Source organism: Geodermatophilus sp. SYSU D00697, assembly GCF_054050175.1.
Genome location: NZ_JBJGYV010000007.1, coordinates 53,768 through 78,170 on the forward strand (window position 1 = coordinate 53,768; position 24,403 = coordinate 78,170).

The 24,403-nt window shown below is 75.0% G+C and carries 24 protein-coding genes and 1 riboswitch; of the genes, 8 read left to right on the top strand and 16 right to left on the bottom strand.

The window, feature by feature from the left end:
* Nucleotides 1-47 precede the first annotated feature (47 nt).
* Nucleotides 48-1,061 carry a transporter substrate-binding domain-containing protein gene (locus ACI79C_RS08510; protein WP_456945200.1) on the top strand — a complete coding sequence of 338 codons (1,014 nt, stop codon included), beginning with the start codon at nt 48-50 and terminating at the stop codon, nt 1,059-1,061.
* A 132-nt stretch (nt 1,062-1,193) separates the two neighbouring features.
* On the opposite strand, the gene ACI79C_RS08515 is transcribed toward ACI79C_RS08510, so the two are convergent.
* The 6 genes from ACI79C_RS08515 to ACI79C_RS08540 all read right to left on the bottom strand — a co-directional run bounded on the left by ACI79C_RS08515 (nt 1,194) and on the right by ACI79C_RS08540 (nt 7,050).
* Nucleotides 1,194-2,099: an alpha/beta fold hydrolase gene (locus tag ACI79C_RS08515; RefSeq protein WP_456945201.1), complete on the bottom strand. Its 906-nt coding sequence runs from the start codon at nt 2,097-2,099 to the stop codon at nt 1,194-1,196.
* Between the two features lie 76 nt (nt 2,100-2,175).
* The gene (locus ACI79C_RS08520; protein ID WP_456945202.1) at nt 2,176-3,519 is read right to left on the bottom strand and encodes an NtaA/DmoA family FMN-dependent monooxygenase; all 1,344 of its coding nucleotides are present in this window, start codon (nt 3,517-3,519) and stop codon (nt 2,176-2,178) included.
* Nucleotides 3,520-3,530: 11 nt separating this feature from the next.
* The gene (locus ACI79C_RS08525; RefSeq protein WP_456945203.1) at nt 3,531-4,739 is read right to left on the bottom strand and encodes an LLM class flavin-dependent oxidoreductase; all 1,209 of its coding nucleotides are present in this window, start codon (nt 4,737-4,739) and stop codon (nt 3,531-3,533) included.
* Complete coding sequence (locus ACI79C_RS08530) at nt 4,736-5,563, bottom strand: DUF1684 domain-containing protein (protein ID WP_456945204.1); 828 nt, start codon at nt 5,561-5,563, stop codon at nt 4,736-4,738. Before ACI79C_RS08530 ends, ACI79C_RS08525 begins: the two co-directional genes overlap by 4 nt.
* Complete coding sequence (locus tag ACI79C_RS08535; RefSeq protein ID WP_456945205.1) at nt 5,560-6,054, bottom strand: beta-class carbonic anhydrase; 495 nt, start codon at nt 6,052-6,054, stop codon at nt 5,560-5,562. The genes ACI79C_RS08530 and ACI79C_RS08535 overlap by 4 nt, the downstream gene beginning before the upstream one ends.
* A gap of 21 nt (nt 6,055-6,075) precedes the next feature.
* Entirely contained in the window at nt 6,076-7,050 is a 975-nt protein-coding gene (locus ACI79C_RS08540; protein WP_456945206.1) for a sulfotransferase, read from the bottom strand.
* A gap of 68 nt (nt 7,051-7,118) precedes the next feature.
* Between ACI79C_RS08540 and ACI79C_RS08545 the strand changes: the two genes are divergently transcribed.
* Nucleotides 7,119-8,042 carry a hypothetical protein gene (locus ACI79C_RS08545; RefSeq protein WP_456945207.1) on the top strand — a complete coding sequence of 308 codons (924 nt, stop codon included), beginning with the start codon at nt 7,119-7,121 and terminating at the stop codon, nt 8,040-8,042.
* A gap of 5 nt (nt 8,043-8,047) precedes the next feature.
* On the opposite strand, the gene ACI79C_RS08550 is transcribed toward ACI79C_RS08545, so the two are convergent.
* Nucleotides 8,048-9,427, bottom strand: coding sequence for an aminotransferase class V-fold PLP-dependent enzyme (locus tag ACI79C_RS08550; protein ID WP_456945208.1), 1,380 nt, complete (start codon nt 9,425-9,427; stop codon nt 8,048-8,050).
* A gap of 33 nt (nt 9,428-9,460) precedes the next feature.
* Nucleotides 9,461-9,574, bottom strand: a riboswitch (SAM riboswitch).
* 158 nt (nt 9,575-9,732) lie between these two features.
* Here ACI79C_RS08550 and ACI79C_RS08555 point away from each other — a divergent pair.
* Together ACI79C_RS08555 and ACI79C_RS08560 are read left to right on the top strand one after the other, a co-directional pair.
* Nucleotides 9,733-10,233: an NADPH-dependent FMN reductase gene (locus ACI79C_RS08555; protein ID WP_456945209.1), complete on the top strand. Its 501-nt coding sequence runs from the start codon at nt 9,733-9,735 to the stop codon at nt 10,231-10,233.
* Between the two features lie 122 nt (nt 10,234-10,355).
* Complete coding sequence (locus ACI79C_RS08560) at nt 10,356-10,883, top strand: cysteine dioxygenase (protein ID WP_456945210.1); 528 nt, start codon at nt 10,356-10,358, stop codon at nt 10,881-10,883.
* 76 nt (nt 10,884-10,959) lie between these two features.
* On the opposite strand, the gene ACI79C_RS08565 is transcribed toward ACI79C_RS08560, so the two are convergent.
* The 9 genes from ACI79C_RS08565 to ACI79C_RS08605 all read right to left on the bottom strand — a co-directional run bounded on the left by ACI79C_RS08565 (nt 10,960) and on the right by ACI79C_RS08605 (nt 18,585).
* Nucleotides 10,960-11,817, bottom strand: coding sequence for a class III extradiol dioxygenase subunit beta (locus ACI79C_RS08565; protein ID WP_456945211.1), 858 nt, complete (start codon nt 11,815-11,817; stop codon nt 10,960-10,962).
* Complete coding sequence (ligA, locus tag ACI79C_RS08570; protein WP_456945212.1) at nt 11,810-12,178, bottom strand: protocatechuate 4,5-dioxygenase subunit alpha; 369 nt, start codon at nt 12,176-12,178, stop codon at nt 11,810-11,812. Before ligA ends, ACI79C_RS08565 begins: the two co-directional genes overlap by 8 nt.
* Nucleotides 12,168-12,347: a hypothetical protein gene (locus tag ACI79C_RS08575; protein WP_456945213.1), complete on the bottom strand. Its 180-nt coding sequence runs from the start codon at nt 12,345-12,347 to the stop codon at nt 12,168-12,170. Before ACI79C_RS08575 ends, ligA begins: the two co-directional genes overlap by 11 nt.
* Nucleotides 12,344-12,622 (bottom strand): muconolactone Delta-isomerase family protein, encoded by a 279-nt coding sequence (locus ACI79C_RS08580; protein ID WP_456945214.1) that lies wholly within the window; start codon nt 12,620-12,622, stop codon nt 12,344-12,346. Before ACI79C_RS08580 ends, ACI79C_RS08575 begins: the two co-directional genes overlap by 4 nt.
* A 24-nt stretch (nt 12,623-12,646) precedes the next feature.
* The gene (locus ACI79C_RS08585; RefSeq protein WP_456945215.1) at nt 12,647-13,351 is read right to left on the bottom strand and encodes an alpha/beta hydrolase; all 705 of its coding nucleotides are present in this window, start codon (nt 13,349-13,351) and stop codon (nt 12,647-12,649) included.
* Between the two features lie 13 nt (nt 13,352-13,364).
* Nucleotides 13,365-14,471, bottom strand: coding sequence for a Rieske 2Fe-2S domain-containing protein (locus ACI79C_RS08590; RefSeq protein ID WP_456945216.1), 1,107 nt, complete (start codon nt 14,469-14,471; stop codon nt 13,365-13,367).
* Between the two features lie 333 nt (nt 14,472-14,804).
* The gene (locus ACI79C_RS08595; RefSeq protein ID WP_456945217.1) at nt 14,805-15,497 is read right to left on the bottom strand and encodes a response regulator transcription factor; all 693 of its coding nucleotides are present in this window, start codon (nt 15,495-15,497) and stop codon (nt 14,805-14,807) included.
* Nucleotides 15,494-17,053 (bottom strand): histidine kinase, encoded by a 1,560-nt coding sequence (locus ACI79C_RS08600; protein WP_456945218.1) that lies wholly within the window; start codon nt 17,051-17,053, stop codon nt 15,494-15,496. Before ACI79C_RS08600 ends, ACI79C_RS08595 begins: the two co-directional genes overlap by 4 nt.
* 194 nt (nt 17,054-17,247) lie before the next feature.
* Nucleotides 17,248-18,585, bottom strand: a complete 1,338-nt coding sequence (locus ACI79C_RS08605; protein WP_456945219.1) for an MFS transporter — start codon at nt 18,583-18,585, stop codon at nt 17,248-17,250.
* Between the two features lie 490 nt (nt 18,586-19,075).
* On the opposite strand from ACI79C_RS08605, the gene fdhA reads away from it, so the two are divergent.
* Genes fdhA through ACI79C_RS08625 form a run of 4 tightly spaced genes read left to right on the top strand, consistent with a single transcriptional unit; the run spans nt 19,076 to nt 24,243 of the window.
* On the top strand, nt 19,076-20,299 hold the full coding sequence (gene fdhA / locus ACI79C_RS08610; protein WP_456945220.1) for a formaldehyde dehydrogenase, glutathione-independent: 1,224 nt from the start codon (nt 19,076-19,078) through the stop codon (nt 20,297-20,299).
* Nucleotides 20,300-20,340: 41 nt separating this feature from the next.
* On the top strand, nt 20,341-21,807 hold the full coding sequence (locus tag ACI79C_RS08615) for an MFS transporter (RefSeq protein WP_456945221.1): 1,467 nt from the start codon (nt 20,341-20,343) through the stop codon (nt 21,805-21,807).
* Between the two features lie 18 nt (nt 21,808-21,825).
* Nucleotides 21,826-22,710: an alpha/beta fold hydrolase gene (locus ACI79C_RS08620; RefSeq protein ID WP_456945222.1), complete on the top strand. Its 885-nt coding sequence runs from the start codon at nt 21,826-21,828 to the stop codon at nt 22,708-22,710.
* A gap of 9 nt (nt 22,711-22,719) precedes the next feature.
* Nucleotides 22,720-24,243 carry an acetyl-CoA hydrolase/transferase family protein gene (locus ACI79C_RS08625; protein WP_456945223.1) on the top strand — a complete coding sequence of 508 codons (1,524 nt, stop codon included), beginning with the start codon at nt 22,720-22,722 and terminating at the stop codon, nt 24,241-24,243.
* The last annotated feature ends 160 nt before the right edge of the window (nt 24,244-24,403 follow it).

The following is a 24,403-nucleotide window of genomic DNA, read 5'->3' on the forward strand; positions in this document are numbered from 1 at the left end:
CCTGCAGCGGGGCCAGTTCCCCACGTCATCTACGGAGGCACGTCCACATGACCCGCACCCGCACCCACCGCCGCGCCGTCCGGCCGGCCGGAGCGCTCCCCGTGGGGACCGCGCTGACCCTGTCGACCGTGGTCTTCCTGTCCGCCTGCACCAGCTCCGCCGAGATCGAGTCCGAGGCGCGAGCCGATGCCGCCGCGGAGGCCGGGGCGACCGCGGCGGCCCTGGAGGTGGACACGAGTCCGGAGCAGACCGGCCGGGTCCACACCGACCTGGACCCCGACGCCGCCGCGCTCGTGCCGGCCGACATCGCCGAGGACGGGGAGCTGACCGTCGGCGTCGTCGGCACCGGAGAGCCGCCGCTGGGTTTCCTCGCCGACGACAACGCCACCGTCGTCGGCAGCGAGGTCGACATCGCCTCCCTGGTCGCCGACTCCCTCGGCCTCGAGCTCGAGGTGGTGAACGTGGCCTGGGAGCAGTGGCCCCTGGGCGTCCAGAGCGGCGACCTCGAGGCGGTGTTCAGCAACGTCGGCGTCAACGACGAGCGGCTCCAGCTGTTCGACTTCGCCACCTACCGCCAGGGCGTCATGGCGTTCACCGCGAAGCCCGGCAGCGGGCTGTCGATCGCCGGCGCCGAGGACATCGCCGGCCTGACCGTGGCTGTCGGCTCGGGCACCAACCAGGAGCGGATCCTGCTGGACTGGAACGCGCAGAACGAGGCCGCCGGGCTGGAACCCGCACAGCTGGAGTACCACGCCAACGCCGCGGACGCCCTGCTGGCGCTGCAGTCGGGCCGGATCGACACCTACATCGGGCCGAACCCGAACGCCGTCCACCAGCAGTCGGTCGGGGACGTCGAGGTCGTCGGCACGGTCAACGCCGGGTGGCCGAACACCACCTACGTCGCCGCGACCTCGCTCAAGGGCAACGGCCTGGTGGACGCCGTCGAGGCGGCGCTGCGGCACGCGTTCGAGGACGGCACCTACGCGCAGACCCTCGAGCGGTGGGGCCTGTCCGACGAGGCCGTCGACGAGCCGGTGGTCAACCCGACCGTGGGGTCCTGAGCCGCGGGGCGGGGGCGCGCCGAACCCCGCGACCGACCCCCGGCCCGCGCAGCTGCGGTGTCCCTCGCGCTCCTGCGGTGCTGCAGCGCCGCGGGAGCGCGAGGAACACCGCAGGAGCGGCGATGCGTGGCGTCAGTCGCCCGGACGGCAGCGGTCCAGGAACCGCAGGATCGCGTCGTTGACCAGCCGAGGCTGGTCCTCGTGCACGAGGTGGGACGCGCCCGGCACGCGGACCTGCTCGACCCGAGGCAGCAGCGTCCCCAGCCACCGGCTGAGCAGCCGCACGACGACGGGGCTCCGGGCGCCGGTGAGCAGCAACGTGGGCACTCGGACACCGCGGAGCGCGTCCTCGCCCAGCGGCGGGAAGCCGGCCCGCAGGCTCGGCGCCAGCGTCGTCGCGTTCTCCCGCATCTGCTGCCGGCGCTCCTGCGTGAGCCTCCCGAACGCCTCCCGGCCCAGCACGCCGCGGGCGAAGACCTGCCAGGCGCGCTCGTCGTCGCCCCGGCGGTGCGCCCGGGTCATCGGCACGAAGGTGCGCAGGCCGAACGCGAGGACCGCGAGCGTGGTGCCGGGGTGCCGGAGCAGGCTGCGCGCGAGCGCCCCCGGGTGCGGCCGCGGGCCGGGGCCCAGCACGAGCGACAGCACCGGCGGCTCCTCGAGGACCAGGCTGCGGACGGCGTCCGGGTGCTCGATCGCGGTGAGCAGGCAGATGGACGCGCCCCACGAGTTCCCGACCAGGTGCGCCGGCGCCGCTCCCAGCGCCCGGAGGACGGCGACCAGGTCGTCGACGTGCACGGGCACCGGGTCGGCGGCACCCGGCGGGACGTCGGCGTTGGGCCGGGCGTACCGGCGGCTGTAGGCGATCGCCCGGTACCGCGTCGCGACCGGTTCGAGCTGGGCCGCCCAGGTCCGCAGGTCGCTGATCCCGCCGTGCACGAAGACGACCGGCTCGCCCGACCCCAGCTCCCGGTGGGCCAGCGGCACCCCGTCGACCACCACGCGGCCGACCCCGGGGGACCCCGCGCCCTCGCCCGCCATCCCGCGTCCCCTCATCCGGTCGCGCGGGACACCCTCCTCGCTCCGCGGGTGCCGCCGCAACGACCGCGCGGGTTGCTTAGCGCGGGGACACCGGCGCCAGGCCGAGGTGGTCGCGCAGGGTGACCCCCTCGTAGTCGGCGCGGAAGACGCCGCGCTCCTGCAGCAGCGGGACGACGCGGTCGACGAACGGGTCCAGCCCGCCCGGGGTGATGTGCGGGACGAGGATGTAGCCGTCCGCGGCGTCGGACTGCACGAGGTCGTCGATGGTGGCGGCGACCGTCGACGGGCTGCCGATGAACGACTGGCGGCTCTGCACCTCGATCATCAGCTCCCGGATGGAGTAGCCCTTCTCCGCGGCGAGCTCCCGCCACTGCCGCGCGGTGGCCAGCGGGTCGCGGTACATGCGCACCTGCGCGCGGCCCTGGGCCACGTGGCCCTCCCCCACCACCGGGTCGGCCTCCGGCAGCGGCCCGTCGGGGTCGTAGGCGGACAGGTCGCGGTTCCACACCTGCTCCAGGAACCGCAGCGCCGTCTGCCCGGACACCTGCTGCCGGCGGACCTCGTGCGCCAGCTCGGCGGCCTCGGCGTCGCTGTCCCCGATGACGAAGGTGGCCGCCGGCAGGATGAGCAGCGACTCGCGGGACCGGCCGTACCGCGCCAGCCGCCCCTTCACGTCGGCGTAGAACGCCTGCCCGGCCTCCCGGGTGCTGTGCCGGCTGAAGATCGCGTCGGCCGACGACGCGGCGAACTCCCGGCCCTCCTCGGAGTCCCCCGCCTGGAAGACCACCGGCCGCCCCTGCGGGCTGCGCGGCACGTCGAAGCGCCCGGCGATGTCGAAGTGCGCGTCCCGGTGGGCGAACCGGCCGGCCTGCGGGTCGCCGAGGAAGACCCCGCGCTCCTTGTCGGCGACGATCTCGTCCCCCCGCCAGGTGTCGACCAGCTCCAGCACCGTCTGCAGGAACGTGCGGGCGCGCTCGTAGCGCTGGTCCTGCGGCAGGAACCCACCGCGCCGGAAGTTCTCGCCGGTGAAGGCGTCCCAGGAGGTGACCACGTTCCACGCGGCCCGGCCGCCGGAGAGGTGGTCGAGGGTGGCGAACTGGCGGGCCACCTCGTAGGGCTCGTTGAACGTCGAGTTGATCGTCCCGGTGAGCCCGAGCCGGTCGGTGACGGCGGCCAGCGCGGCCAGCACCGTGAAGGTGTCCGGCCGGCCCACGACGTCGAGGTCGTACACGAGGCCGTTCTGCTCGCGCAGCCGCAGCCCCTCGGCGAGGAAGAGGAAGTCGAACCTCCCCCGCTCGGCGGCCTGCGCGAACCGGACGAACGACGAGAACTCGATGTGGCTGCCGGCCGCCGGGTCGCTCCACACGGTGGTGTTGTTGACCCCCGGGAAGTGCGCGGCCAGGTGGATCTGCTTGGTCATCCCTCGTCTCCTCAGGCCGGGGCGTAGCGGTTGGCGGGTCGGGGCAGGCCGAGCAGGCCGCGCAGCGTGTCCGCCTCGTAGGCGGTGCGGAACAGCCCGCGCCGCTGCAGTTCCGGCACCAGCCCCTCGGTGACCTGGACCAGGTCGTGCGGGAGGGCGGCCGGGCGGAGCCGGAAACCGGTCAGGCCGGCCTGGTGCCACTCGGTGAGCAGGTCGGCCAGCTGGGCCGGCGTCCCGGCGAACACCCGCGCGTCGCTGACGTACTCACTCCCCGCGGCGTCGTCCAGCCGCCGCCGGCGCGCGGCGGCCGCCTCCGGCGTCGCGTCGAGGAAGACCACGAGGTCCCCGAAGACGTGCACGGTCTCCCCGGCCCGCCCGGCCAGGGCCTGCGCGGCGCGGATCTCGCCGACGATCGCCGTGGCGTCCACGGCGTCCCCCGGGGTCACGTACCCGACGTCGGCGCTGCGGGCCACGAGCTCGTACGGGATCGCCTGGTGGGCCAGGGCGGAGACGACGGGCTGTCCCTGCGGCGGCCGCGGCGTGATGGAGGGCCCCTTCACCGAGAACCAGCGGCCGGTGAAGTCGATGTAGTGCAGCTTCTCCCGGTCGATGAAGCGGCCCGTGGCGACGTCGCGGATCTCCGCGTCGTCCTCCCAGCTGTCCCAGAGCCGGCGGACCACCTCGACCCAGTCGGCGGCCTCGTCGAACAGCTCCCGCAGCGCCGCCTGGACGGCGGGGTCGTGCCGGTCGAGGCTGCCCAGCTCCGGCGGGGTGCGCCGGCCGAAGTGCGCGGCCTCGGCCCGGCTCGAGGAGACGCGCACCCGGACCCCGGCCCGGCCGTTGCTCACGAAGTCGAGGGTGGCGATCGCCTTGGACAGGTGGAACGGCTCGGTGTGCGTGACCACGGCGGTGGGCACCAGCCCGATCCCCTCGGTCACGGGGGCGACCCGCGCGGCGACCTGGACGGCGTCGAGCCGGCCGCGGACGTGGTCGGTGCGGTCGTCGGGGCCGTGCCGGTCGGTCGACTGAAGGGAGAGGGCGTCCTCGAAGGTCACCAGGTCCAGCAGCCCGCGCTGGGCCTCCCGCACGAGGTCCACCCAGTAGCCGGCGGTGGACAGCTCGCCCGGGCGCGCGTCCGGCTCGCGCCAGGCGGCCGGGTGCCAGCCGGCGCCGTCGAGGGCGACGGCCAGGTGGACGTGGGCAGGGTGCAGGGGGCTCACGAGCGACGCTCCAGCGGGATCTGCTCGCCGGCCTCGATCGCCACGGGCAGCCGGTTCTCGGCCGGTGGCAGCGGGCAGGTGGCGAAGTCGGTGTAGGCGCAGGGCAGGTTGACCGCGCGGTTGAAGTCGAGGACGACCCGCCCGTCGGCGTCCGGCGCGCCCAGCGCGAGCGACCGGTTGGCGGCGTACGTGGTGACGCCGGAGGTCGCGTCGGTGAACAGGACCAGCAGGCTGCCGGGGTCCTTGCCGGGGAACGCGGTCAGCGACAGGGCCCGCCCGGCCAGCTCGAACTCGACCACCCCGGGGGCGTCGTAGACGTGCTCGAGGCCGGCCACCGCCGCGCCCACGGTCGTGGGGCGGGGCTCGGGGAAGGGCACGAACCGGCCGGGAGCGACCCACCGCGGGTCCGGCGGGAACGTCGGCGTCCCGGCGTACCGGACCCGCACGGGGGAGTCGGGGTGCCGCGGCCGGACGACGTCGTGCCCGCCGCGGCGGGCGACCTCCACGACCAGGTCGCCGGAGGTGGCCGGCACGCCGCCGCGCTCCGGGATGCGGCCGACGACGTGCTCGCCGGAGACCGGGGTGCCGTCGACGGAGAGCTGCTCGCCCTCGTCGAGGGTCACCACGACGCCGCGTGGGCCGGTCGACCAGGCGCCGGGGATGCCGGGGAACCGCTGCGGTCCCCCGGTGAGCCAGTGCAGTGCGGTGACGGCGAGGAACCCGTGCGGATCGGCGCGGACGGCCTCGTGCCGGCGGTGCCAGTCGGCCCAGTCCCGGGCGAAGTCATCGGTGTCGGGGATGGACGGGGTGGAGACGGCGGTCATGGTCGGTGCACCTCGGAGAGCTCGCCGGTGGCGACGTCGGAGACGGACCCGCGGACACTGTCCTCCACGGGGACGAACGGGCTGTCGAGGATCCGCTGCCGCAGCACCCGCACGTCCTCCTCCAGCTCGGGGAACGCCTCGGAGTGCCCGTGCAGCCGGGTGCCCACCTCCTGCCCGATCGACGCGCGGGAGTCCTCGTCGTCGACCGTCAGCATCCCGCAGTCGGTGTGGTGGACCAGCACGACCTCGCGGGTGCCCAGCAGCCGCTGGCTGATCGCCGGCGATCGGGTCTCGTCGTCGGTGACCACGCCGTCGGCGTCGCGGATGACGTGCCCCTCCCCCTCGGACAGGCCCGGCGCGCGGTGGACGTCGAGCCGGGCGTCGATGCAGGCCCCGACGGCGACGCGCCGGGACGGCGCCAGCGGCAGCGGGCCGGAGGAGGTCTCGGCGTAGCGGGCGTGGGCGGCGAGCAGTTCGTCGGTGACGGTCATGTGGAGTGCTCCTCTCAGTAGTCAGGACGAGGCCGAGCCGGTCGAGCGGGACCGGAAGTCGCCGCGGCCGGTGTCGCCCTTCCAGTCGGCGAAGGACTCACCGGTGAGCTCCTCGAGCAGCGCGATGTCGTCGAGCAGCGGGGCCAGCACCTCGCGGCGGACCTCGACCGGCATCGCCGGCCGCGGAGCCCGGCCCGCGTGCAGCGCCGCGACCAGCGGGCGGCTGGCCTGGCGCCACACCTGCGGCGGCGCGTAGGCACCGAGCGCCGCCCCGACCCGCACGACCCGGGCGAGCGCCCGGTACCGCGGGGTGTCTGCGACGTGGGGCTTGACGTTCTCCGGTGCCACCGTGTGGGCGATGCCCGGCTCGACGCCGAGGAAGGCGCTGACCCGGTCCAGCGTCTCCCGCGGGGTGTCGACCAGCTGCCGGTAACGCAGCAGGAACACCCGCTCGCGGGGCACGTGCCGGTACAGGTCGCGCAGTTGCTCGCCGTAGCGGCCCAGGCCCCGGTAGTGCCAGAACGGCGCCCAGCCCTCGGCGATCCGCTGCTCCTCCAGCCGGACGGCGGCGAGGAAGTCGGCCACCGGCTCCAGCCCGTCGGCGCGCAGGTGCACCCAGTTGGACCAGGCGCGGTCCACCGGGTCGCGGACCACCACCACGACCTCGACGTCGGGTACGTCGGCGGCCAGCCGGGCCTGCGCGGCCCGGTCGTACAGGTAGAACGGCGTGCTCTCGCCGCGGACGGCGTCCTCGGGGGCGGCGGCGAACAGCGCGAGGTACTCCTCCCGCCGCCAGATCCACTCCTGCGCGCTGTGGGCGTCGCCGGGGCCGCGCTGCCCGCTGCGCCGCGGGGGCCGGCCGTCGGTCAGGTAGTACTTCGGCTCCTTGACCGGGGAGAGGTACAGCCCCGGGTGCGTGGCCAGCGCGGCGTGCAGGGCCGTCGTCCCGGCCTTGGGCGCGCCGGCGATGACGAACTGCGGCAGTCGGCCGCTCATGGGGACCCCTTCCTCGATCGGTGTGCACACTGGGCGCCGTCCCCCTCGCCCGAGACCGGAGCCGCCGCGTGCCGTCCAGCCCCGTCCCGACCCCGCCCCGCCTCCCGGACCCGCATCGGTTCTGGGTCGACGCGCAGGTGGTCCTGGCCCCCGAGGACCCGCGCCCGGGTTCGTGGGCCGGTGGGCCCTCGGCCCAGCTGGTCGACGGGACGTGGTGGCTGGCCTACCGGCTGCGACGGCCGGTCGGCGAGGGCCGTGGCTTCGCCAACGCGGTGGCCCGCTCCGACGACGGCGTGCTCTTCACCCCGGTGGTGGGGATCGGCAAGGACGCCTTCGGCGCCGAGTCGCTGGAGCGCCCGGCGCTGGTCCACACACCCGACGGGCGCTGGCGGCTCTACGTCAGCTGTGCGACGCCGGGGACCAAGCACTGGCGGGTCGACCTGCTGGAGGCCGACACCGTCGAGGGCCTGGGGACGGCGACACCGCGCACGGTGCTGCCCGGCAGCGACACCGAGGCGGTCAAGGACCCGGTGATCCGGCACGACGGGCGGCAGTGGCACCTGTGGGCCAGCGTGCACCCGCTCGACGACCCCGACGCCACCGACCGGATGACCACCGAGCACGCGACCAGCGACGACGGCGTCGCGTGGACCTGGCGGGGCACCGCCCTGGCCGGCACGCCCGGCAGCTGGGACGCCCGCGGCGTGCGGTTCGCCGCGGTCCTCCTCGACGGCGCCGGGACCTGGGCGCTCTACGACGGCCGGGCCACGGCGGAGGAGAACTGGGAGGAGCGCACCGGCCTCGCGGTCGGCGACGGGGACGGCCGGTTCACCGCCGTCCCGGACGGTCCCTTCCTGCAGAGCCCGCACCCGCCGGGCGGCCTGCGCTACGCCGACGCGGTCGCGGTCCCCGGCGGCGGCGTCCGCTGGTTCTACGAGGCGACGCGGGCCGACGGCGCGCACGAGCTGCGCACGGTGCTCCTGCCGGGCTGACACGCTCAGCGCCCCGCCGGGCCGCAGCCGGCCCCGCGCGCGACCGCCCGGGGGGCCGCGCCCGCGAGACCGGCCGGCGGCCGCGGGTCGTCGGCCGGCTTCCAGCGGCCCTCGTGCACGGCGTAGGCGGCGCCCGGGCCGTCGGCCAGGAACGCGGCCAGGCCGTCGAGCAGCCGGTCGACGTCGGCCGCCGTGGTCGCCACGCCGACGCTGGCCCGCAGCGCCCCCTCGGGGGTCCCGAGCCGGTCGAGCAGCGGGTGGGCGCAGAACCGGCCGTCCCGCAGGCCCACGCCGTGCTCGGCCGACAGGACGGCGGCCACCAGCCCCGGGTCGGCGCCCTCGACGGTGAAGCCCACGACACCGGTGGGCGCGGTCGAGTCGGGCCAGATCCGCAGCCGCCGCACGCCGGGCAGCGCGTCGAGGCCGGCCTCCAGCCGCGCACGCAGGGCCCGCTCGTGCGCCTCGAGGGCCCCCTCCGGCAGCGCGACGAGCGTGTCGCAGGCGGCCGCCAGCGCCACCGCGCCGAGCACGTTCGGCGAGCCGCCCTCGTGCCGGTGCGGCGCCGGGGCCCAGGTGGTCTCGGCCACGGTCACCGCGTGCACCGCCCCGCCGCCGGCCAGGTGGGCGGGCGCGGCGTCGAGCCAGTCGCGGCGGCCGACCAGGGCCCCGGTGCCGTAGGGCGCGTAGAGCTTGTGCCCCGAGAACGCCACGTAGTCCGCGCCGGTGGCCGCCAGGGAGAACCGGCGGTGCGGCACCAGCTGCGCGCCGTCGACGGCCACCCGCGCGCCGGCGGCGTGCGCCAGCGCGACGACGTCGGCCAGCGGCAGGGCCTCCCCGGTCACGTTGGAGGCGCCCGTGACCGCGACCAGGGCGTACCGGGAGGCGGCGAGCTCGGCCGCCAGGGCCCGCAGGGTGGCGGTCACCGTCTCCCGGATCGGCAGGACGGTCGTGGCTGCGTGGCGCTGCCACGACAGCAGGTCGGCGTGGTGCTCGCAGTCGAGGACGAGCACCCGCTCCCCCGGTGGCACGCACGCGGCGAGCAGGTTGAGGGAGTCGGTGGTGTTCCGCGTCAGCACGCAGACGTCGCCGGGACGGGCGCCGACGAACGCGGCGACGGTGTCCCGCGCGGACTCGTAGAGCGCCGTCGACACCTGCGACAGGTACCCGGCGCCCCGGTGCACGCTCGCGTACAGGGGCAGCGCCTCGGCCACCCGGCCGGCCACCGCGGTCAGCGCCGGCGTGCTGGCCGCGGTGTCGAGGTCGGCGTAGCGCACCCACCCCGACGACACGAGCGGCACCGCGGTGCCCGCGCCGACCACCGGCAGCAGCGGGCCCTCCGGGGCGGCGGGGACGACGACGGGGCGGGACAGGACAGCGCCGGTCACGCGGGCCTCCTCGGTTCGGGGACCCGGTCGGCGGGTCCGCGCTTGCGGGGGCCGGTCGGCACCCGCCTGGTCGTCACCCGGGGCACCCCATCGCGGAGGAAGGGTTGCCGGCCAGCGAGCCGGGGCTTGTCGCTGGCGCTCATGACCTGCCGGGGAGCCTGACACGACCCTCCGTATCCCGTCAAACCCGATCGGGATGGTAGGGATAGGTCCGTGCCCGTCCTCCTCGTCCCGACCGCCGCGGCGTCTCAGCCCCCGGTGTGCGACGCCGAGCGCGCCGCGGCCGCCCCTGCGACGGTGGTCCCGTGAGCACCGTCGCCGTCGTGGGCAACCCCAAGCCGCACTCGCGCACCCGCGCCGCGGCCGAGCTGGTCGCCGAGCGGCTGACCGGCGCCCCGGCCGACCGCGTGATCGACGTCGTCGAGCTCGGTGCCGGGCTTCTCGGCTGGGGCGACCCGGCCGTCGAGGAGGCGGTCGCCGCGGTGCGGGCGGCCGAGGTCGCCGTCGTCGCCAGCCCCACCTACAAGGCCACCTACACCGGCCTGCTCAAGCTCTTCCTCGACCAGATCGGCACCGGCGACCTCGCCGGGGTCGTGGCGGTGCCGCTCATGCTCGGCGGCGGGCCGGCGCATGCCCTGGCGCCGGAGCTCCTGCTCAAGCCGGTGCTGGTCGAGCTGGGCGCCACCGCGCCCACCCGCGGGCTGTACCTGCTCGACAGGAGCTGGGACGACCCCGCACCGCTGGACGCCTGGTTGGCCGCCGCGCGGCCGCAGGTGGCCGCCGCCCGCGGTGCCCGGCGGGCCTGACGTGGCGGTTCCCCGGTCCGACCTCACCCGGCGCGCCGCCGTGGACCTGCTGCGGGTGGCCAGCGCGCGATGTCGCCGTCGCTGACGACCGCGCCCACCCCGCAGACCTCGAAGGACCCGTCGTGACCCGTTCCCTGCTGTCCCCTGTCCTGCCCACCGACCCGACCACCCGCCGCACCGGCGCGGCCGCGCTGGCCGCCGCGCTCGCCGCCGTCGAGCACCGGTGGTCCCCGCTGGTGGAGTTCTGCGCCGAGCACCGCTGGACGCACCTGCTCGATCCCGGCCTCGCCGCCGACGTCCTCGACCCGGCGCTGCACGCCGACCTCGCCGCGGCCCAGGTGTGGCTGCTGTCCTGGTTGCCCGGCCAGGGCACCGACCTGCACGACCACGGCGGCTCCGCCGGGGCCTTCGCGGTCGTCCGCGGCACGCTGTCGGAGGAGGTCGGGGCGCTGCCCGAGGCGCGGCAGCTCACCGCCGGCCGGGTCCGCCCGTTCGGGCCGCACCACGTGCACCGGGTCACCAACCCCGCACCGGAGCAGGCCGTGAGCGTGCACGTGTACAGCCCCCGGCTGACCGTCATGAACACCTACCGGGCCGACCGCGGCGGCCTCGTCCGCACCGGCACCGAGCGGGCCGGCGTCGACTGGTGACCGGCCCCTGAGACGCCGACGGGCCGGACCGCCCTGACGGAGGGGCGGTCCGGCCCGTCGGTCGCCGGCAGCCGGTTCAGGCCGGCTGTGGCACCCGGTTGTCGAACAGCGCGATCGCCGCGGCGGTGTTGGACGCCGGCACGAAGTAGTGCGAGTGCACCTTGGTCACCTGCTCGTTCATCGCTCCGCGCATGATCAGCCACATGATCATCTCGATGCCCTCGGACCCGGCCTCGCGGATGTAGTCCTCGCGGGAGAGCGTCGTGAGCTTCTCCGGGTCCTTCTCGATGGCCTCGAGGAACATGTGGTCGAACTCGGGGTTGATGTAGCCCGCCCGCGCCCCGGCCAGCTGGTGGGACATCCCGCCGGTGCCGAGGATCGCCACCTTGACGTCCTCGGGGTAGCTGCGGATGGCCCGGCCCAGCGCCTGCCCGAGGGCGTAGCAGCGCGCGGCTGTGGGCTGCGGGTACTGGATGACGTTGACCAGCAGCGGGATCACCGGGCACGGCCAGGCGTCACCCGGGTCCGGCGTCCAGACCGACAGCGGCACGGTGAACCCGTGGTCGACGTCGAGCTCCTGGAAGACGGTGAGGTCGAAGCCGTCGTCGACCAGGCTCTCCAGCAGGTGCAGCGACAGCTCCGGGTCGCCGACGACGTCGGGCACCGGGCGCTTGCCGAACCCCTCGTCGGCGACCGAGTACTGCTCGGCGGTGCCGATCCCGAACGTCGGGATGATGTCGAGGTCGATGCCGTTGGCGTGGTCGTTGTAGATGACGATCGCGACGTCCGGCCGGTGCTCGGCCAGCCACGCCCGGGCCGGGGCGTACCCGTCGAAGAGCCCCTTCCACGCGGGGTCCTCGGTCTTGCCCCGGTCCATCGCCGCCCCGATCGAGGGGACGTGCGACGTCGCCAGGCCCCAGATCACCTCAGCCATCCCGCCGTCCTCCTGCTCGCATCGCCGCCACGAACTCCTCCTCGGTCATGCCGCTGAAGACCCCACCGAGGTACTGCATCGACCGGCCGTCCATCATCGCCAGCTTGTAGACGTAGAAGATGCTGCCGCCCAGGTCGATCATCGCCTGCCAGTCCCGGTCGAGCACCGCCTGCTTCTGCTCCGGGGTCAGCTTGAACTCGTCGCAGTAGGCCGCCTCGTCGGCCAGGAAACGCTCCCGCGCCTCCGCCGAGCGCAGGCTCATGAACAGCTTGTTCATGCGGAAGCCGCGCCGGCTGGTCTGCCCGTCGAAGACCGGCGTCCCCGGCAGGTCGAACCTGCCGGCCGGGGTGTCAGTGCTCATCGGTGCCCTTCTGTTCCTCGCCGGTGAGGTGGTCGTGGTCGTCCAGCCACTCCCACAGCTGGCGCGGGTGGGCGCTCTGCCGGGTGCGGCCGCACCAGCACGTCCCGAGCATCTCACCGTCGTACTGGCGGAACGTGATGCGCAGCTGCTGGCCGGTGGAGGTGGTCATGACCGTTCCTGCGGGTGCTGGGCCAGCGCCTCGACGTGCACGTCGAGCCACGGCGACATGGGCAGGGACACCAGTGCGTCGTGCAGGGCCCCGGGGTCGGGTGCCTCGAACAGGCCGATCCAGGCGTTGCGCCCGGGCACCCGCCACAGCCGCTTGAGGATCCCCGCCTCCCGCAGCTCCATGGCGCGGGCCCGCTCGCCGGAGCGCAGCTCGTCCCGCCGCTCGGCCGGGGTCTCCGGGGGCAGCAGGTTCTCGGCGCGGACGAGGAACTCCACGGTGCTCTCCTGTCGGGTCGGGGGTCAGCGGGCGAGCTCGAGCAGGACGTCGGCCAGCGCCTTGGGGGCGGTGACCATCGCCTCGTGGCCGGTGTCGAGCTCGTGCACCGGCCAGCCGCGCTCGCGGGCCCGTTCGGCCTGGGCCCGGAAGACGCGCATCCAGGTCACGCACTCGACGAAGGCGGCCGGCACCGCGTCGACGGCGCCGGTGAGGTCGAGCCGGTCCAGGTAGGTCTTCCACGGGTGCGGGGTCAGCTTCGGGGTCAGCCAGTCGACGTCGGCGGACTCGGTGACGCCGAGGACCGAGAGCTTGCGCACCGGCACGAGCCAGCCGAAGCCCTGCTCGGCCGCCGACTCCGCCCAGTGGTGCTCCACCTGCTCGGGCAGCAGGTCGCGGGCCGCCTCGCCGTCGGACCCGACGAAGGCGTCGAGGTACACCCGCCGGGCGATGGCGTCGGGCCGCCGGTCGGCGACCGCGGTCACGATCTGCCCGGCGTAGCTGTGCCCCACGAGGACGACGTCGCGCAGGCCGAAGGTGTCGATCAGCCGGACGACGTCCTCCACGTGGGTGTCCAGGCCCACCAGGGGGGACAGCAGGTGGGCGCGCTCGGACAGCCCGGTCAGCGTGGGGGCGTGCACCTCGTGGCCGGCGCCGCGCAGCAGCGGGGCCACGCGGTCCCAGCACCAGCCGCCGTGCCAGGCCCCGTGGACGAGGACGAAGGTCGTCATGCCCGCGACCCTCTCAGGCCTGACCGGCCGGCTGCGCGGCGGCCGGCTGCGCCGCGGCGGCGGCCGGGCGGACGGGGCGTGCGGGGCGGGCCGGGGCCTCGCCGCGCGCGGCGGCCTCGGCCTTGGCCATCTTGTCCAGCAGGCGGCGGCCGCGGATGCCCGCGACGTCGGAGCGGATCGAGGACTCGATCATCCCCGGGTCGGTGGCGACCATGAGCTCCTGGATCTCCAGGGCGTCGACGTCCTCCTTCATGACCGACAGCTGCTGCTGGAGCTGGAAGTCCGACAGCTCCTGGTCGTCGATCTTGTAGTCCCGGCCCAGGGCGAAGAAGTCGTGCGTCGTGGTCTCGGTCGCCGGGGTCATCCCGTAGATGACCTTCATGTGGAAGCCCTCGGGCTCCTCGGTGCCGGTCGGGGCGATCCGGATGTTGAGGATGAAGATGCCCGGCGCGTAGAAGTCGCCGTCCTGCCAGCGGTCGATGTTCGTGGTCACGCCCATCGAGGACTTGTAGAAGGGCGGGGCCTCGATGTCGATCATGTGCCGGACGAAGGACACCCGGTTGCCCTCGCCGATCACGTCGATCGGGGTGGCGGCGACCGCGGCGTTGCCGATGGACGTCGGGTGCAGGAACGTCTCGTGGGTCAGGTCCAGCAGGTTCTCCACCAGGAGCACCTGGCGGGCCTTGAGCCCCATCATGCCGTGCACGTGGGTCCAGTTCTCGTCGGTCAGCCAGGAGACGTCCGGGATGTCGTCGGGGTCGGCCTGCTCCGGGTCGCCGGGCCAGATCCAGACGATGCCGTAGCGCTCGACGACCGGGAAGCGGTGCACGATGGCGCCCTTGGGCAGGTCGGGCTGCTCGGCGACACCGACGCAGGCGCCCGAGCCGTCGATCTTGTAGCCGTGGTAGTTGCAGGTGATGACGTCGCCCTCGAGCCGCCCCAGGGACAGCGGGTACCGGCGGTGCGGGCAGCGGTCCTCGATCGCGTTGGCGCTGCCGTCCGACAGCCGGTAGAAGCACACCGGCCGGCCGCAGATCCAGCGCTGCACCAGCGTCCGGCCGACCTCGTCGGACCAGGCGCCGATGTACCAGCCGTTCATGACGATGGGGTTGGCTGCCATGGGAGCTCCTCGGGGGGTGGGGCGGAGGGGGGTCGGCCTGGCCGGCCGGGGCGGGAGGCGTCCTCGTCAGGGGTCGGGGACCGGGCGGGGCCCTCGGCAGCGCGACACGCCGATGATTCCCATGCTGCCGGCCGCGCGCTCGTCGGCGGACGTCACGGCGGGGCCTCCTGCGGGCGGGCTGCGGGGCACGGCCGGGTGACCGCGCTCACGTCCACGGTAGGGGGCTCGTGACCTGCGCGGATCGGCGCGGTGTCGGCTCCGTGACGGCCGCGGCGGCGCACCCGGCCTACGTCATCCGTCCTGGTCCCGGTCCGGTCCGCCGCGACCGCGGGCTCAGGCAGGCGGCGGGATGAGCCCCTCGCGGATGGCCAGCAGCGCCGCCTGCGTGCGGCTGGACAGCTGCAGCTTGCTGAGCACGTTGCTCACGTGGGTGCGCGCGGTGCGCTCGCTGATGACCAGCCGGTCGGCGATCTCGCGGTTGGAGTGGCCCTGCGCGACCAGGGCCAGGATCTCCCGCTCGCGGACCGTGAGGGAGGTGAGCCCGGTCTGCGGCGCGGCCATCCGGCGGGCCAGCTGCCGGGCCACGGCGGAGTCCAGGTGGACCTCCCCGGCCGCGGCGGCGGTGATGGCGGTGGCCACCTCGGCGGGGTCGGCGTCCTTGAGCACGTAGCCGGCGGCGCCCGCGGCCAGGGCCGCGTGCACCCGCTCGACCTCGCCGAAGCTGGTGAGGACGACGACCCGCACCTCCGGGTGCGCCCGGACGATCGCGGCGGTCGCCTCGACGCCGTCCATGCGCGGCATCTGCAGGTCCATCAGGACGACGTCGGGCATCGGCTGCCCGGTGGTCTGCCACTGGTGCAGCAGCTCGACCGCCTGCTGGCCGTCGCCGGCCTCGCCGAGCACCTCCAGGCCCGGGACGCCGGCCAGGTAGGCCTGCACGCCCCGGCGGACGATCGCGTGGTCGTCGACCAGCAGGACGCCGATCACCCCGGTCGCCGGCCCGGTGTCGGTCGGTCCGGTGTTCATCGGGCCCTCCCCTCGCCGCCCGGCGCGGGCAGCGTCACCTCCACGCGCCAGCCGCCGGACGGACGCGGTCCGGCCACCAGCCGCCCACCCCAGCGCTCGGCGCGCTCGCGCATCGACACCAGCCCCAGGCTGCCGCGCGGGCTGCCCGCTCCGGCCCCCGGCTCCCCCGGCCCGGCGTCGGGCAGCGCGCCGCACCCGTTGTCGGTCACCTCGACGACCAGCCCGCCACCGGTGGCCGGCCGCCGGATGCGCACGCCGGCCTCGGTGGCTCGCGCGTGCTTGACGACGTTGTGCAGCGCCTCCTGGACGATCCGGTAGAGGTCCTCCTGCACCTCCACGTCGACGTCCAGGTCGAGGTCGGCCGGCGCGTCGACGTCGACGAGCAGCCGGGTGCGCGCCTCGACGCCGGCCGCGTGCGCGCGGACCGCCTCGACCAGGCCGTTCTCCGCGAGGTCGAGCGGCCGCAGCTCGAAGACCAGGCCGCGCAGGTCGGCCAGCGCGCTGGCGGAGAGCGCCGCGAGCTCCTCGGCTCCGCTGCGCACCGTGGCGGGGTCGGCGTCGGTCCGGTCGAGGTGGCTGCGCAGCGCCTCGGCCTGCATCCGCATGGAGAACACCTGCTGGACGACGGAGTCGTGCAGGTCCCGCGCCAGCCGGCGGCGCTCGTCGGACTGCGCCCGCGACCGGGTCTGCGCCAGGAGGGAGGCGGTGTCGATGGCCACCGCGGCGGAGTCGGCCATCGCCTCGAGGAACGCCAGCGAGCTCGGCCCGGGGTCCTCCCCCGGCTCGTAGTACGCGTTGATGATCCCGAGCGCGCGGCCGCGCACGACCATCGGCATCGAGACGAAGCTGTCCCAGTCGGGGCGGTCCATGATCTCGTGCAGCGGCGCCCACGTCGGGTCGGCCATGATGACCGGCTTGCGGTGCAGGCTGACGACCGGCTCCCGGCGCTGGAGGGCCTCCATGAACAGCACGCGGGCGCCCAGCGCCCGGCAGGCGGCCAGCTTGCCGGGGAAGTCCTCGGCGTCGCCGAAGCCGGCCATGCCCAGCAGCCGCAGCTCGTCCTGCGGGTCGTCGAGGGCGATGATCTGGACGGCGGCGATCGTCGCGGTCATGGCGATCTCGCGGGCCACCGCGTCGAGGGTGGCGCGCAGGGAGTAGGCGTCGGCCACGCTGGACGCCGCCCGGGTGATCGCGGTCAGCCGCTCCTGCTGGCGCACGCTGTCGGTGACGTCGCTGAACCAGACCGCCCAGCGACCGGAGCCCACCGGCAGCATCCGGTACTCGAGCTCGCGGCGGCTGCCGCCCGGCGCCGTCCAGGCGGTCCGCCGCAGGTCCGCCGCGTCCGGGTCCCCGGCCCGCGGGTCGAAGGGGACGCTCGCGTCGACCAGTGCCGGGGCCGGCGAGCCGAGGACCGCGGCGGCCGCGGCGTTGAGGCCGAGCAGCCGCCCCGCGTCGTCCACCAGGGCCAGGCCGTCGGCGGAGACGCCGACCAGGGCACGCAGCACCGGGTCCTCGCCGATGCCGGGAGGCCACACGGCACCGGCTGCGGCATCCACCTCGCTGCCCACCCTCGCCCCGTCCCGCCCGTGGCTCACCGGCCCTCGCCGGGTCGATCGCGGTCAGCACGCTACCCCCGGCCGGGACGTGGCCGGAGTGCCGATGCCCCGCCCGGGCACCCGCGAGATCTGCACAGCGGCGCACACCGGCCCCTCATGGCCGCCGCTGTGCAGATCTCGCCGAGGGGCCGCGCTCAGGCGGAGGTGGCCGCAGCGGTCCCCAGCCGGTCGGCGTCGGCCTGCGCCGTCTTCGGCACCGTCCGGATGCCGAGCACCGCGAGCAGGCTGACCAGCGACAGCGCGGCCACGTAGAGCGCGATCGGCGTGGAGGAGTCGTAGGCGCCGTAGAGAGCGGTGGCCGCGATCGGCGTGATGGCACCGCCGATCATGCCGCCGAGCTGGTAGGCGATCGAGATGCCGCTGTAGCGGGTCTTCACCTCGAAGATCTCGGTGAACAGCCCACCCTGGGCGCCGGCCATGATCCCCTGCACGATCGCCGCGACGACGAAGGCGAGCAGTGCCGCGGCGGCGCTGCCGGTGTTGACCAGCGCGAACATCGGCAGCGGCCAGATGACCGCTGTGAGCGCGCCGAGGGCGAAGACCGGCTTGGAGCCGAACCGGTCGGAGAGCACGGCCGCCACGACGATCGTCCCGATCCAGACCAGCGTCGAGGCGAGGATCAGCCACAGCAGCGTGGTGCGGTCGAAGCCGACGACCGTCGTCCCGTAGGTGAGCATGTAGACGATCACCGTGTAGCCGACGGCCGGCGGGGCGATCGAGGCGAGGCTGCCCAGGACGAGGGTGCGCGGCTGGCGGCGGAGCAGCTCGGCCACCGGGACCTTGCTGACCTCCTTGCGCTCCTTCACCTGCTGGAACTCCGGCGCGTCCTGCAGCTTGCTGCGCACGAGGAACCCGACGACGACCAGCACGATGCTGACCAGGAACGGGATCCGCCAGCCCCACGACAGGAAGGCGTCGTTGTCCATGCCGGAGACGGCGAGGAAGGCGAGGTTGGAGGTCAGGACGCCGACGGGGACGCCGAACTGCGCGAAGCTGCCGTAGACCGCCCGTCGCCGCGGGCTGGCGTGCTCGGTCGCGATGAGCACCGCGCCGCCCCACTCGCCGCCGACGCCGAAGCCCTGGATGAGCCGCAGCGTGACCAGCAGCAACGGCGCCCCCACGCCGATGGCGGCGTACGTGGGCAGCACGCCGATGAGGAACGTCGACCCACCGGTGAGCAGCAGGGTGAGGACGAGCATCGACTTTCGGCCGATCCGGTCACCGAAGTGGCCGATGACCGCGGCGCCGAGCGGCCGGGCGATGAAGCCGACGGCGAAGGTGGCGAACGCGGCGAGGGTGCCGGCGACCGGCGAGAAGTCGGGGAAGAAGGCCGTCCCGAACACCAGCGCGGCGGCGGTGCCGAAGATGTAGTAGTCGTACCACTCGATCGACGTGCCGACGAAGCTGGCGGCGAAGATGCCCTTCTTCGACGGCCCCGCCTTGGCGGGCGCGGGGGTGGTGGGGGTTGCCACGGGGTGGGTTCTCCTCTGGACGCCGCTGTGCAGGGTGGCGCACCGGTGGTGATGCCGGTTACACCGTCCTGACGATGGAAACCGGTCGTGATCCGGAAGTCGTGAGCCCCTGGACCCGCTTGCTCCGGGTCACCGCGGCGACGGCAGCTACGTCATCCGTCCCGGTCGCGCACCTCACCAGCGCCGACGCCGTGCACCCCGCCGGGGAGGGCCCCGGGCCGGCCCCTCCCCGACGGCAGCTGCGCCCAGCCTGCGCGTCTCCGCGGCGGTCGGCACCTCGACGCCCCGCGGCGGGACGGCGTCCTCCCGCAGCACACCGCCGGCCGCGACGGATGTCGCACCCGGGCCCTCCGGGAGGACGCGCAGAGGTCCGGTCGGGTGCCCGGGGCGACCGGGGCCCACCTGGCCTAGCGTGACCCCGGGAGTCGACCGACCCGCCGGCAGCCGGCGCAGTGCGCCGGCGTCCACTCGACGACGAGGAGGAGGACCCATGGCGAACAACCGCGGCGTGACCTACCAGGGCCCGGGGAAGGTCGAGGTGCTCGACCTGGACTACCCGGAGCTCGTGCTCAAGGACGGCCCCGGCGTGCACCCGGACAACGTCGGGCGGCAGGTGCCGCACGGCGCGATCCTCAAGGTGCTGACGACCAACATCTGCGGCAGCGACCAGCACATGGTCCGTGGCCGCACCACCGCCCCGCACGGCCTGGTGCTCGGCCACGAGATCCTCGGCGAGGTCGTCGAGACCGGTCCCGGCGTGGAGTTCGTCAAGACCGGCGACGTCTGCTCGGTGCCGTTCAACATCTCCTGCGGGCGCTGCCGCAACTGCAAGGAGGGCAAGACCGGCATCTGCCTCAACGTCAACCCCGACCGCCCGGGCTCGGCCTACGGCTACGTCGACATGGGCGGCTGGCAGGGCGGCCAGGCCGAGTACGTGATGGTCCCCTACGCCGACTGGAACCTGCTCGTCTTCCCCGACCGCGACCAGGCGATGGAGAAGATCCTCGACCTGACGATGCTGTCGGACATCTTCCCGACCGGCTACCACGGCGCCTACACCGCCGGCGTCACCACCGGCTCGACGGTCTACGTCGCCGGCGCCGGCCCGGTGGGCCTGGCCGCGGCGGTCTCCGCGCAGTTGCTCGGCGCCGCCGTGGTCATCGTCGGCGACCTCAACGAGGAGCGGCTGGCCCAGGCCCGCTCGTTCGGCTGCGAGACCGTCGACGTCTCCAAGGGCGACCCGAAGGAGCAGGTCGAGCAGATCCTCGGGGTCCCCGAGGTCGACGCCGGCGTGGACGCGGTCGGCTTCGAGGCGCGCGGCCACGGCGCGAGCGCGCAGGAGGCGCCGGCGACGGTGCTCAACTCGCTCATGGAACTCACCGCCGCGGGCGGCGCGATCGGCATCCCCGGCCTCTACGTGACCGGCGACCCGGGCGGCATCGACGAGGCGGCCAAGGTCGGCGCGCTGTCGCTGTCGCTGGGCACCGGGTGGGCCAAGTCGCTGTCGTTCACCACCGGTCAGTGCCCGGTGATGCGTTACAACCGGCAGCTGATGATGGCGATCCTCCACGACCGGGTGCAGATCGCGAGGGCGGTCAACGCGACCGTCATCGGCCTGGACGACGCCCCGCGCGGCTACGCCGAGTTCGACCAGGGCGCCGCCCGCAAGTACGTCATCGACCCGCACGGGGTGACCGGGAAGGCCGCCGCCTGACCGGGGACCGCGTCGACGCCGTCGAGGACCCGACCACCGGCGTGGTCGGGTCCTCGACCGCTGTCGGCAGCCGGACCGCGGGGCGGCGGGCGGCGCCGCGCCCGCCGCGGGTCCTCGTGCCCGTGCTGGTGCTGCTGGCCACCGTCGTGGCGGCGACCAGCAGCGTCGGCGTCCCGCTGGTCCCGGCCGTCGCGGCGCTGCACGACGTGCCGCTGCACGTCGCGCAGTGGGTGGTCACCCTGCCCCTGCTCGTCGGGGCCGTGGCCACGCCGGTCACCGGGCGGCTCGCCGACGGCCCGCACCGGCGGACGGTCGTCCTGGCCGCGCTGGGCGTGGTCGTGGCCGGCGGCGTGCTCACCGCGCTGCCGCTGTCCATCGGCTGGCTGCTGGCCGGCCGGGTGCTGCAGGGCTTCGGCCTCGGGCTCATGCCGCTGCTGATCGCCACCGCGCGCGACGCGCTGCCCGGGGACCGGTCCCGGAAGACCATCGGTGCCCTCTCGATCACCGTCGTCTCGGGGGTGGGGCTGGGCTATCCGCTGGCCGGGCTGGTGGCCGAGCTGGGCGGTGTGCGGGCGTCCTTCTGGGCGGCCACCGGCATCTGCGCGTTCGCCCTGGTCGCGGCGGCCCTCGTGCTGCCCCCGCCGTCCCCCACGCCGGCGCGGCGGTTCGACGTCCCCGGCGCCCTGCTGCTGTGCGCGGGCCTGGGCGGGGCGGTCCTGGCGCTGAGCGAGGGCGAGACGTGGGGCTGGTCCTCCCCCCGGCTGCTCGCGGTGGCCGGCGGGTCGCTGCTGGCGATGGCGGCGTGGGTCGCCGTGGCGCTGCGCGTGCGGGCCCCGCTGATCGACCTCCGGCTGGCCCACGGGCGGCTGCCCGCGACCGGGCACGCCGCGATGTTCCTCATGGGGACGGCGAACTACCTGGTCCTCAGCTCGGTGACGCTGCTCGCCCAGGCCCCCGTGGACACCGGCTACGGGTTCGGCGCGTCCGTCCTCGTGGCCGGCCTGGTCCTGCTGCCCTTCTCCCTGGCCGGGATGGGAGCCGGGCCGCTGTCCCGGCGGCTCGCCGACCGGGCCGGGGTGCGGGCCGTCCTGCCGCTGTGCGCCCTGGTCCTGGGCACGGCGAGCGTCGGGTTCGGGCTGCTGCGGGGTTCCCTGTGGGAGCTGTTCGTGGTGATGGGCGTCGCCGGGCTGGGCGTGAGCGGTGCGTTCGCCGCCGCCCCCGGCCTGGTCGTCGCCGCCGTCCCGCCGTCGGAGACCGGCAGCGCCATGGCGCTGAACCAGGTGCTGCGCTACGCCGGGTTCTGCGTCGGCAGCGCGCTCTCCGCTGCGATCCTGAACGCGGCCACACCGGCGGGACGGACCCTCCCCGCCGCCGGCGGCTACACGGTCATCGGCCTGGTCGCCTGCGGCGTCTGCCTGCTCACCGCCGTGCTGACCTGGGTGCTGCCGGGCCGGGCCGGGCGGGGTGCCGGACGTGCCGGTGCGGTCCCGGGCTCCCCGGGCCGCTGACCCCAGCGAGGAGTGCCCGTGTCCCACACCGTCGTCCCGGACGCCGCCGAGGCGGCGCCGGCGTGGTTCACCTCCGCCGTCGCCGCGCTCCCCGAGCACCGGGACGTCGAGGTCGACGGCGCGCGGGTGCACTACCGCGCCTGGGGTGCCCCCGGGCGACCGGGGCTGGTGCTGGTCCACGGCGGGGCGGCGCACTCCGGGTGGTGGGACCACGTGGCGCCGCTGCTGCCCACCCACCGGGTGGTCGCCCCCGACCTGAGCGGGCACGGGGACAGCGACCGCCGGTCGGAGTACGGCACGGCGCGGTGGGCGCGCGAGGTGCTCGCGGTCGCGGCCGCCGAGGGCCTGGACCGCCCGGTCGTGCTGGGCCACAGCATGGGCGGCTGGGTGGCGCTGACCGCCGGCGTCGAGCACGGGGACGCCGTCGCCGGGGTGGCCGTCATCGACTCCCCCCTGGACCGGCAGCCGCCCGAGGAGCAGGACCTGCGCGAGCAGCCGCGGGCGCACCGGGTGCACCCCGACCTCGAGGCCGCGCTCGCCCGCTTCCGGACCCTCCCGCCGCAGGACCGCCTCCTCCCCTACGTCCGGGCGCACGTGGCGCGGAGCTCGCTGCGACCGGTCGAGGGCGGGTGGACGTGGAAGTTCGACCCGGGCTCCTTCGGCAGCCGCCCCCTGGTGGGGCAACTGCTCCCCCGGCTGGCGGCGCCGGCCGCGCTGTTCCGCTGCGAGCAGGGCCTGGTCACCCGGGAGATGGCCGCCGAGATGGTCGCCCTTGCCCCGGGTCCCCTGCCGGTCGTCGAGCTGCCGGAGGCCGGGCACCACCCGATGCTCGACCAGCCACTGGCCCTGGTGACCGCCGTCCGCACGCTGCTCGCCGTCTGGCCGCCGGCCCGGGCCGCGTAGCCTCGGGCCATGGCGCAGTCGGGTCGCATCCGGCACGCGGGCCTGGCCCGCAAGGTCGTCCCGGCGGAGGCCGCCGCCGAGCACATCCGGCACGGGGACACCGTCGGGATGAGCGGCTTCACCGGCGCCGGCTACCCGAAGGCCGTCCCCCAGGCCCTGGCCCGGGAGATCCACGAGGCGCACGAGGCCGGGCGGCCGTTCCGGGTCAACGTCTGGACCGGCGCCTCCACCGCCCCGGAGCTGGACGGGGCGCTGGCCGCCGCGGACGGCATCGAGCTGCGGCTGCCCTACCAGTCCGACCCGGTCAGCCGGGAGAAGATCAACGCCGGGCTCATGGAGTACATCGACGTGCACCTGTCGCACGTCGCGCAGATGGCGTGGGAGGGCTTCCTCGGCCCGCTCGACGTCGCCGTCGTCGAGGTCAGCGGCATCACGTCCGACGGGGACCTGGTGCCCTCCTCGTCGGTCGGGAACAACAAGACCTGGCTGGACCGGGCCGACCGCGTGGTCCTCGAGGTCAACTCCCGGCAGAGCCCCGCGCTCGAGGGGATGCACGACGTCTACTACGGCACCGCGCTGCCGCCGGCCCGCCGGCCGATCCAGCTGCTGCGCCCTGACGACCGGATCGGCGTGCCGTACCTGCGCTGCCCCGAGGAGAAGGTGGTCGCGGTCGTCGAGACCGACGCCCCCGACCGCAACACCCCCTTCACGCCGGCCGACGCCGCCTCGCGGGCCATCGCCGGGCACATCGTCGAGTTCCTCGAGCACGAGGTGGCCCGCGGCCGGGTCCCGCGCGAGCTGCTGCCGCTGCAGTCGGGGGTCGGCAACGTCGCCAACGCCGTCATGGCCGAGCTGGGGAGCTCGTCGTTCGAGGGGCTGACCGCCTACACCGAGGTCATCCAGGACGGCATGCTCGACCTGCTGTGCTCCGGCCGCATGGTGTCGGCGTCGGCCACGGCGTTCTCGCTCAGCCCGGAGGGGGCGGCCCGGTTCGACGCCGAGGCGCAGAGTCTCCGCGAGCGGATCGTGCTGCGGCCGCAGGAGATCAGCAACCACCCGGAGATCGTCCGGCGGCTCGGCGTCCTGGCGATGAACGGCCTGATCGAGGCCGACATCTACGGCAACGTCAACTCCACGCACGTGATGGGCAGCCGCATCCAGAACGGCATCGGGGGCTCGGGCGACTTCGCCCGCAACGCCTACATCTCCTTCTTCATGACCCCCTCGACGGCCAAGGGCGGGGCCATCTCGGCGATCGTGCCGATGGTCAGCCACGTCGACCACACCGAGCACGACGTGCACGTGATCGTCACCGAGCAGGGCCTGGCCGACCTGCGCGGCCTGGCGCCGCGGCGGCGGGCGGAGCTGGTCATCGAGAAGTGCGCGCACCCGGACTACCGGCCGCTGCTGCGGGACTACCTCGAGCGCGCGCTGCACGGCGCCCCCGGGCGGCACACCCCGCACCTGCTCGGCGAGGCGCTGAGCTGGCACACCCGCTTCCTCACCGAGGGCTCGATGATGCCGCCCCGCTGAGGGGCCCGCCGTCGTGCCCGACGCCGTCCCCACCGCCGGCCCCGGTGGCCTCAGGGACAGCTGGAGGATGTGCGTCGAGGCAGGGTTCCACGGCATGACACCCCGCCTCAGCGCACAGCGTCGCGCAGTGGCGGACGGCGTCGCGGACGCCGGTGCGGGG

What these genes read in the sequence shown, in the direction of transcription:
- ACI79C_RS08510 (WP_456945200.1), top strand. Translation starts at nt 48, where the DNA reads ATGACCCGCACCCGCACCCACCGCCGCGCCGTCCGGCCGGCCGGAGCG.
- ACI79C_RS08515 (WP_456945201.1), bottom strand. Translation starts at nt 2,099, where the DNA reads ATGGCGGGCGAGGGCGCGGGGTCCCCCGGGGTCGGCCGCGTGGTGGTC.
- ACI79C_RS08520 (WP_456945202.1), bottom strand. Translation starts at nt 3,519, where the DNA reads ATGACCAAGCAGATCCACCTGGCCGCGCACTTCCCGGGGGTCAACAAC.
- ACI79C_RS08530 (WP_456945204.1), bottom strand. Translation starts at nt 5,563, where the DNA reads ATGACCGCCGTCTCCACCCCGTCCATCCCCGACACCGATGACTTCGCC.
- ACI79C_RS08535 (WP_456945205.1), bottom strand. Translation starts at nt 6,054, where the DNA reads ATGACCGTCACCGACGAACTGCTCGCCGCCCACGCCCGCTACGCCGAG.
- ACI79C_RS08540 (WP_456945206.1), bottom strand. Translation starts at nt 7,050, where the DNA reads ATGAGCGGCCGACTGCCGCAGTTCGTCATCGCCGGCGCGCCCAAGGCC.
- ACI79C_RS08565 (WP_456945211.1), bottom strand. Translation starts at nt 11,817, where the DNA reads ATGGCTGAGGTGATCTGGGGCCTGGCGACGTCGCACGTCCCCTCGATC.
- ligA (WP_456945212.1), bottom strand. Translation starts at nt 12,178, where the DNA reads ATGAGCACTGACACCCCGGCCGGCAGGTTCGACCTGCCGGGGACGCCG.
- ACI79C_RS08575 (WP_456945213.1), bottom strand. Translation starts at nt 12,347, where the DNA reads ATGACCACCTCCACCGGCCAGCAGCTGCGCATCACGTTCCGCCAGTAC.
- ACI79C_RS08585 (WP_456945215.1), bottom strand. Translation starts at nt 13,351, where the DNA reads ATGACGACCTTCGTCCTCGTCCACGGGGCCTGGCACGGCGGCTGGTGC.
- ACI79C_RS08590 (WP_456945216.1), bottom strand. Translation starts at nt 14,471, where the DNA reads ATGGCAGCCAACCCCATCGTCATGAACGGCTGGTACATCGGCGCCTGG.
- ACI79C_RS08595 (WP_456945217.1), bottom strand. Translation starts at nt 15,497, where the DNA reads ATGAACACCGGACCGACCGACACCGGGCCGGCGACCGGGGTGATCGGC.
- fdhA (WP_456945220.1), top strand. Translation starts at nt 19,076, where the DNA reads ATGGCGAACAACCGCGGCGTGACCTACCAGGGCCCGGGGAAGGTCGAG.
- ACI79C_RS08625 (WP_456945223.1), top strand. Translation starts at nt 22,720, where the DNA reads ATGGCGCAGTCGGGTCGCATCCGGCACGCGGGCCTGGCCCGCAAGGTC.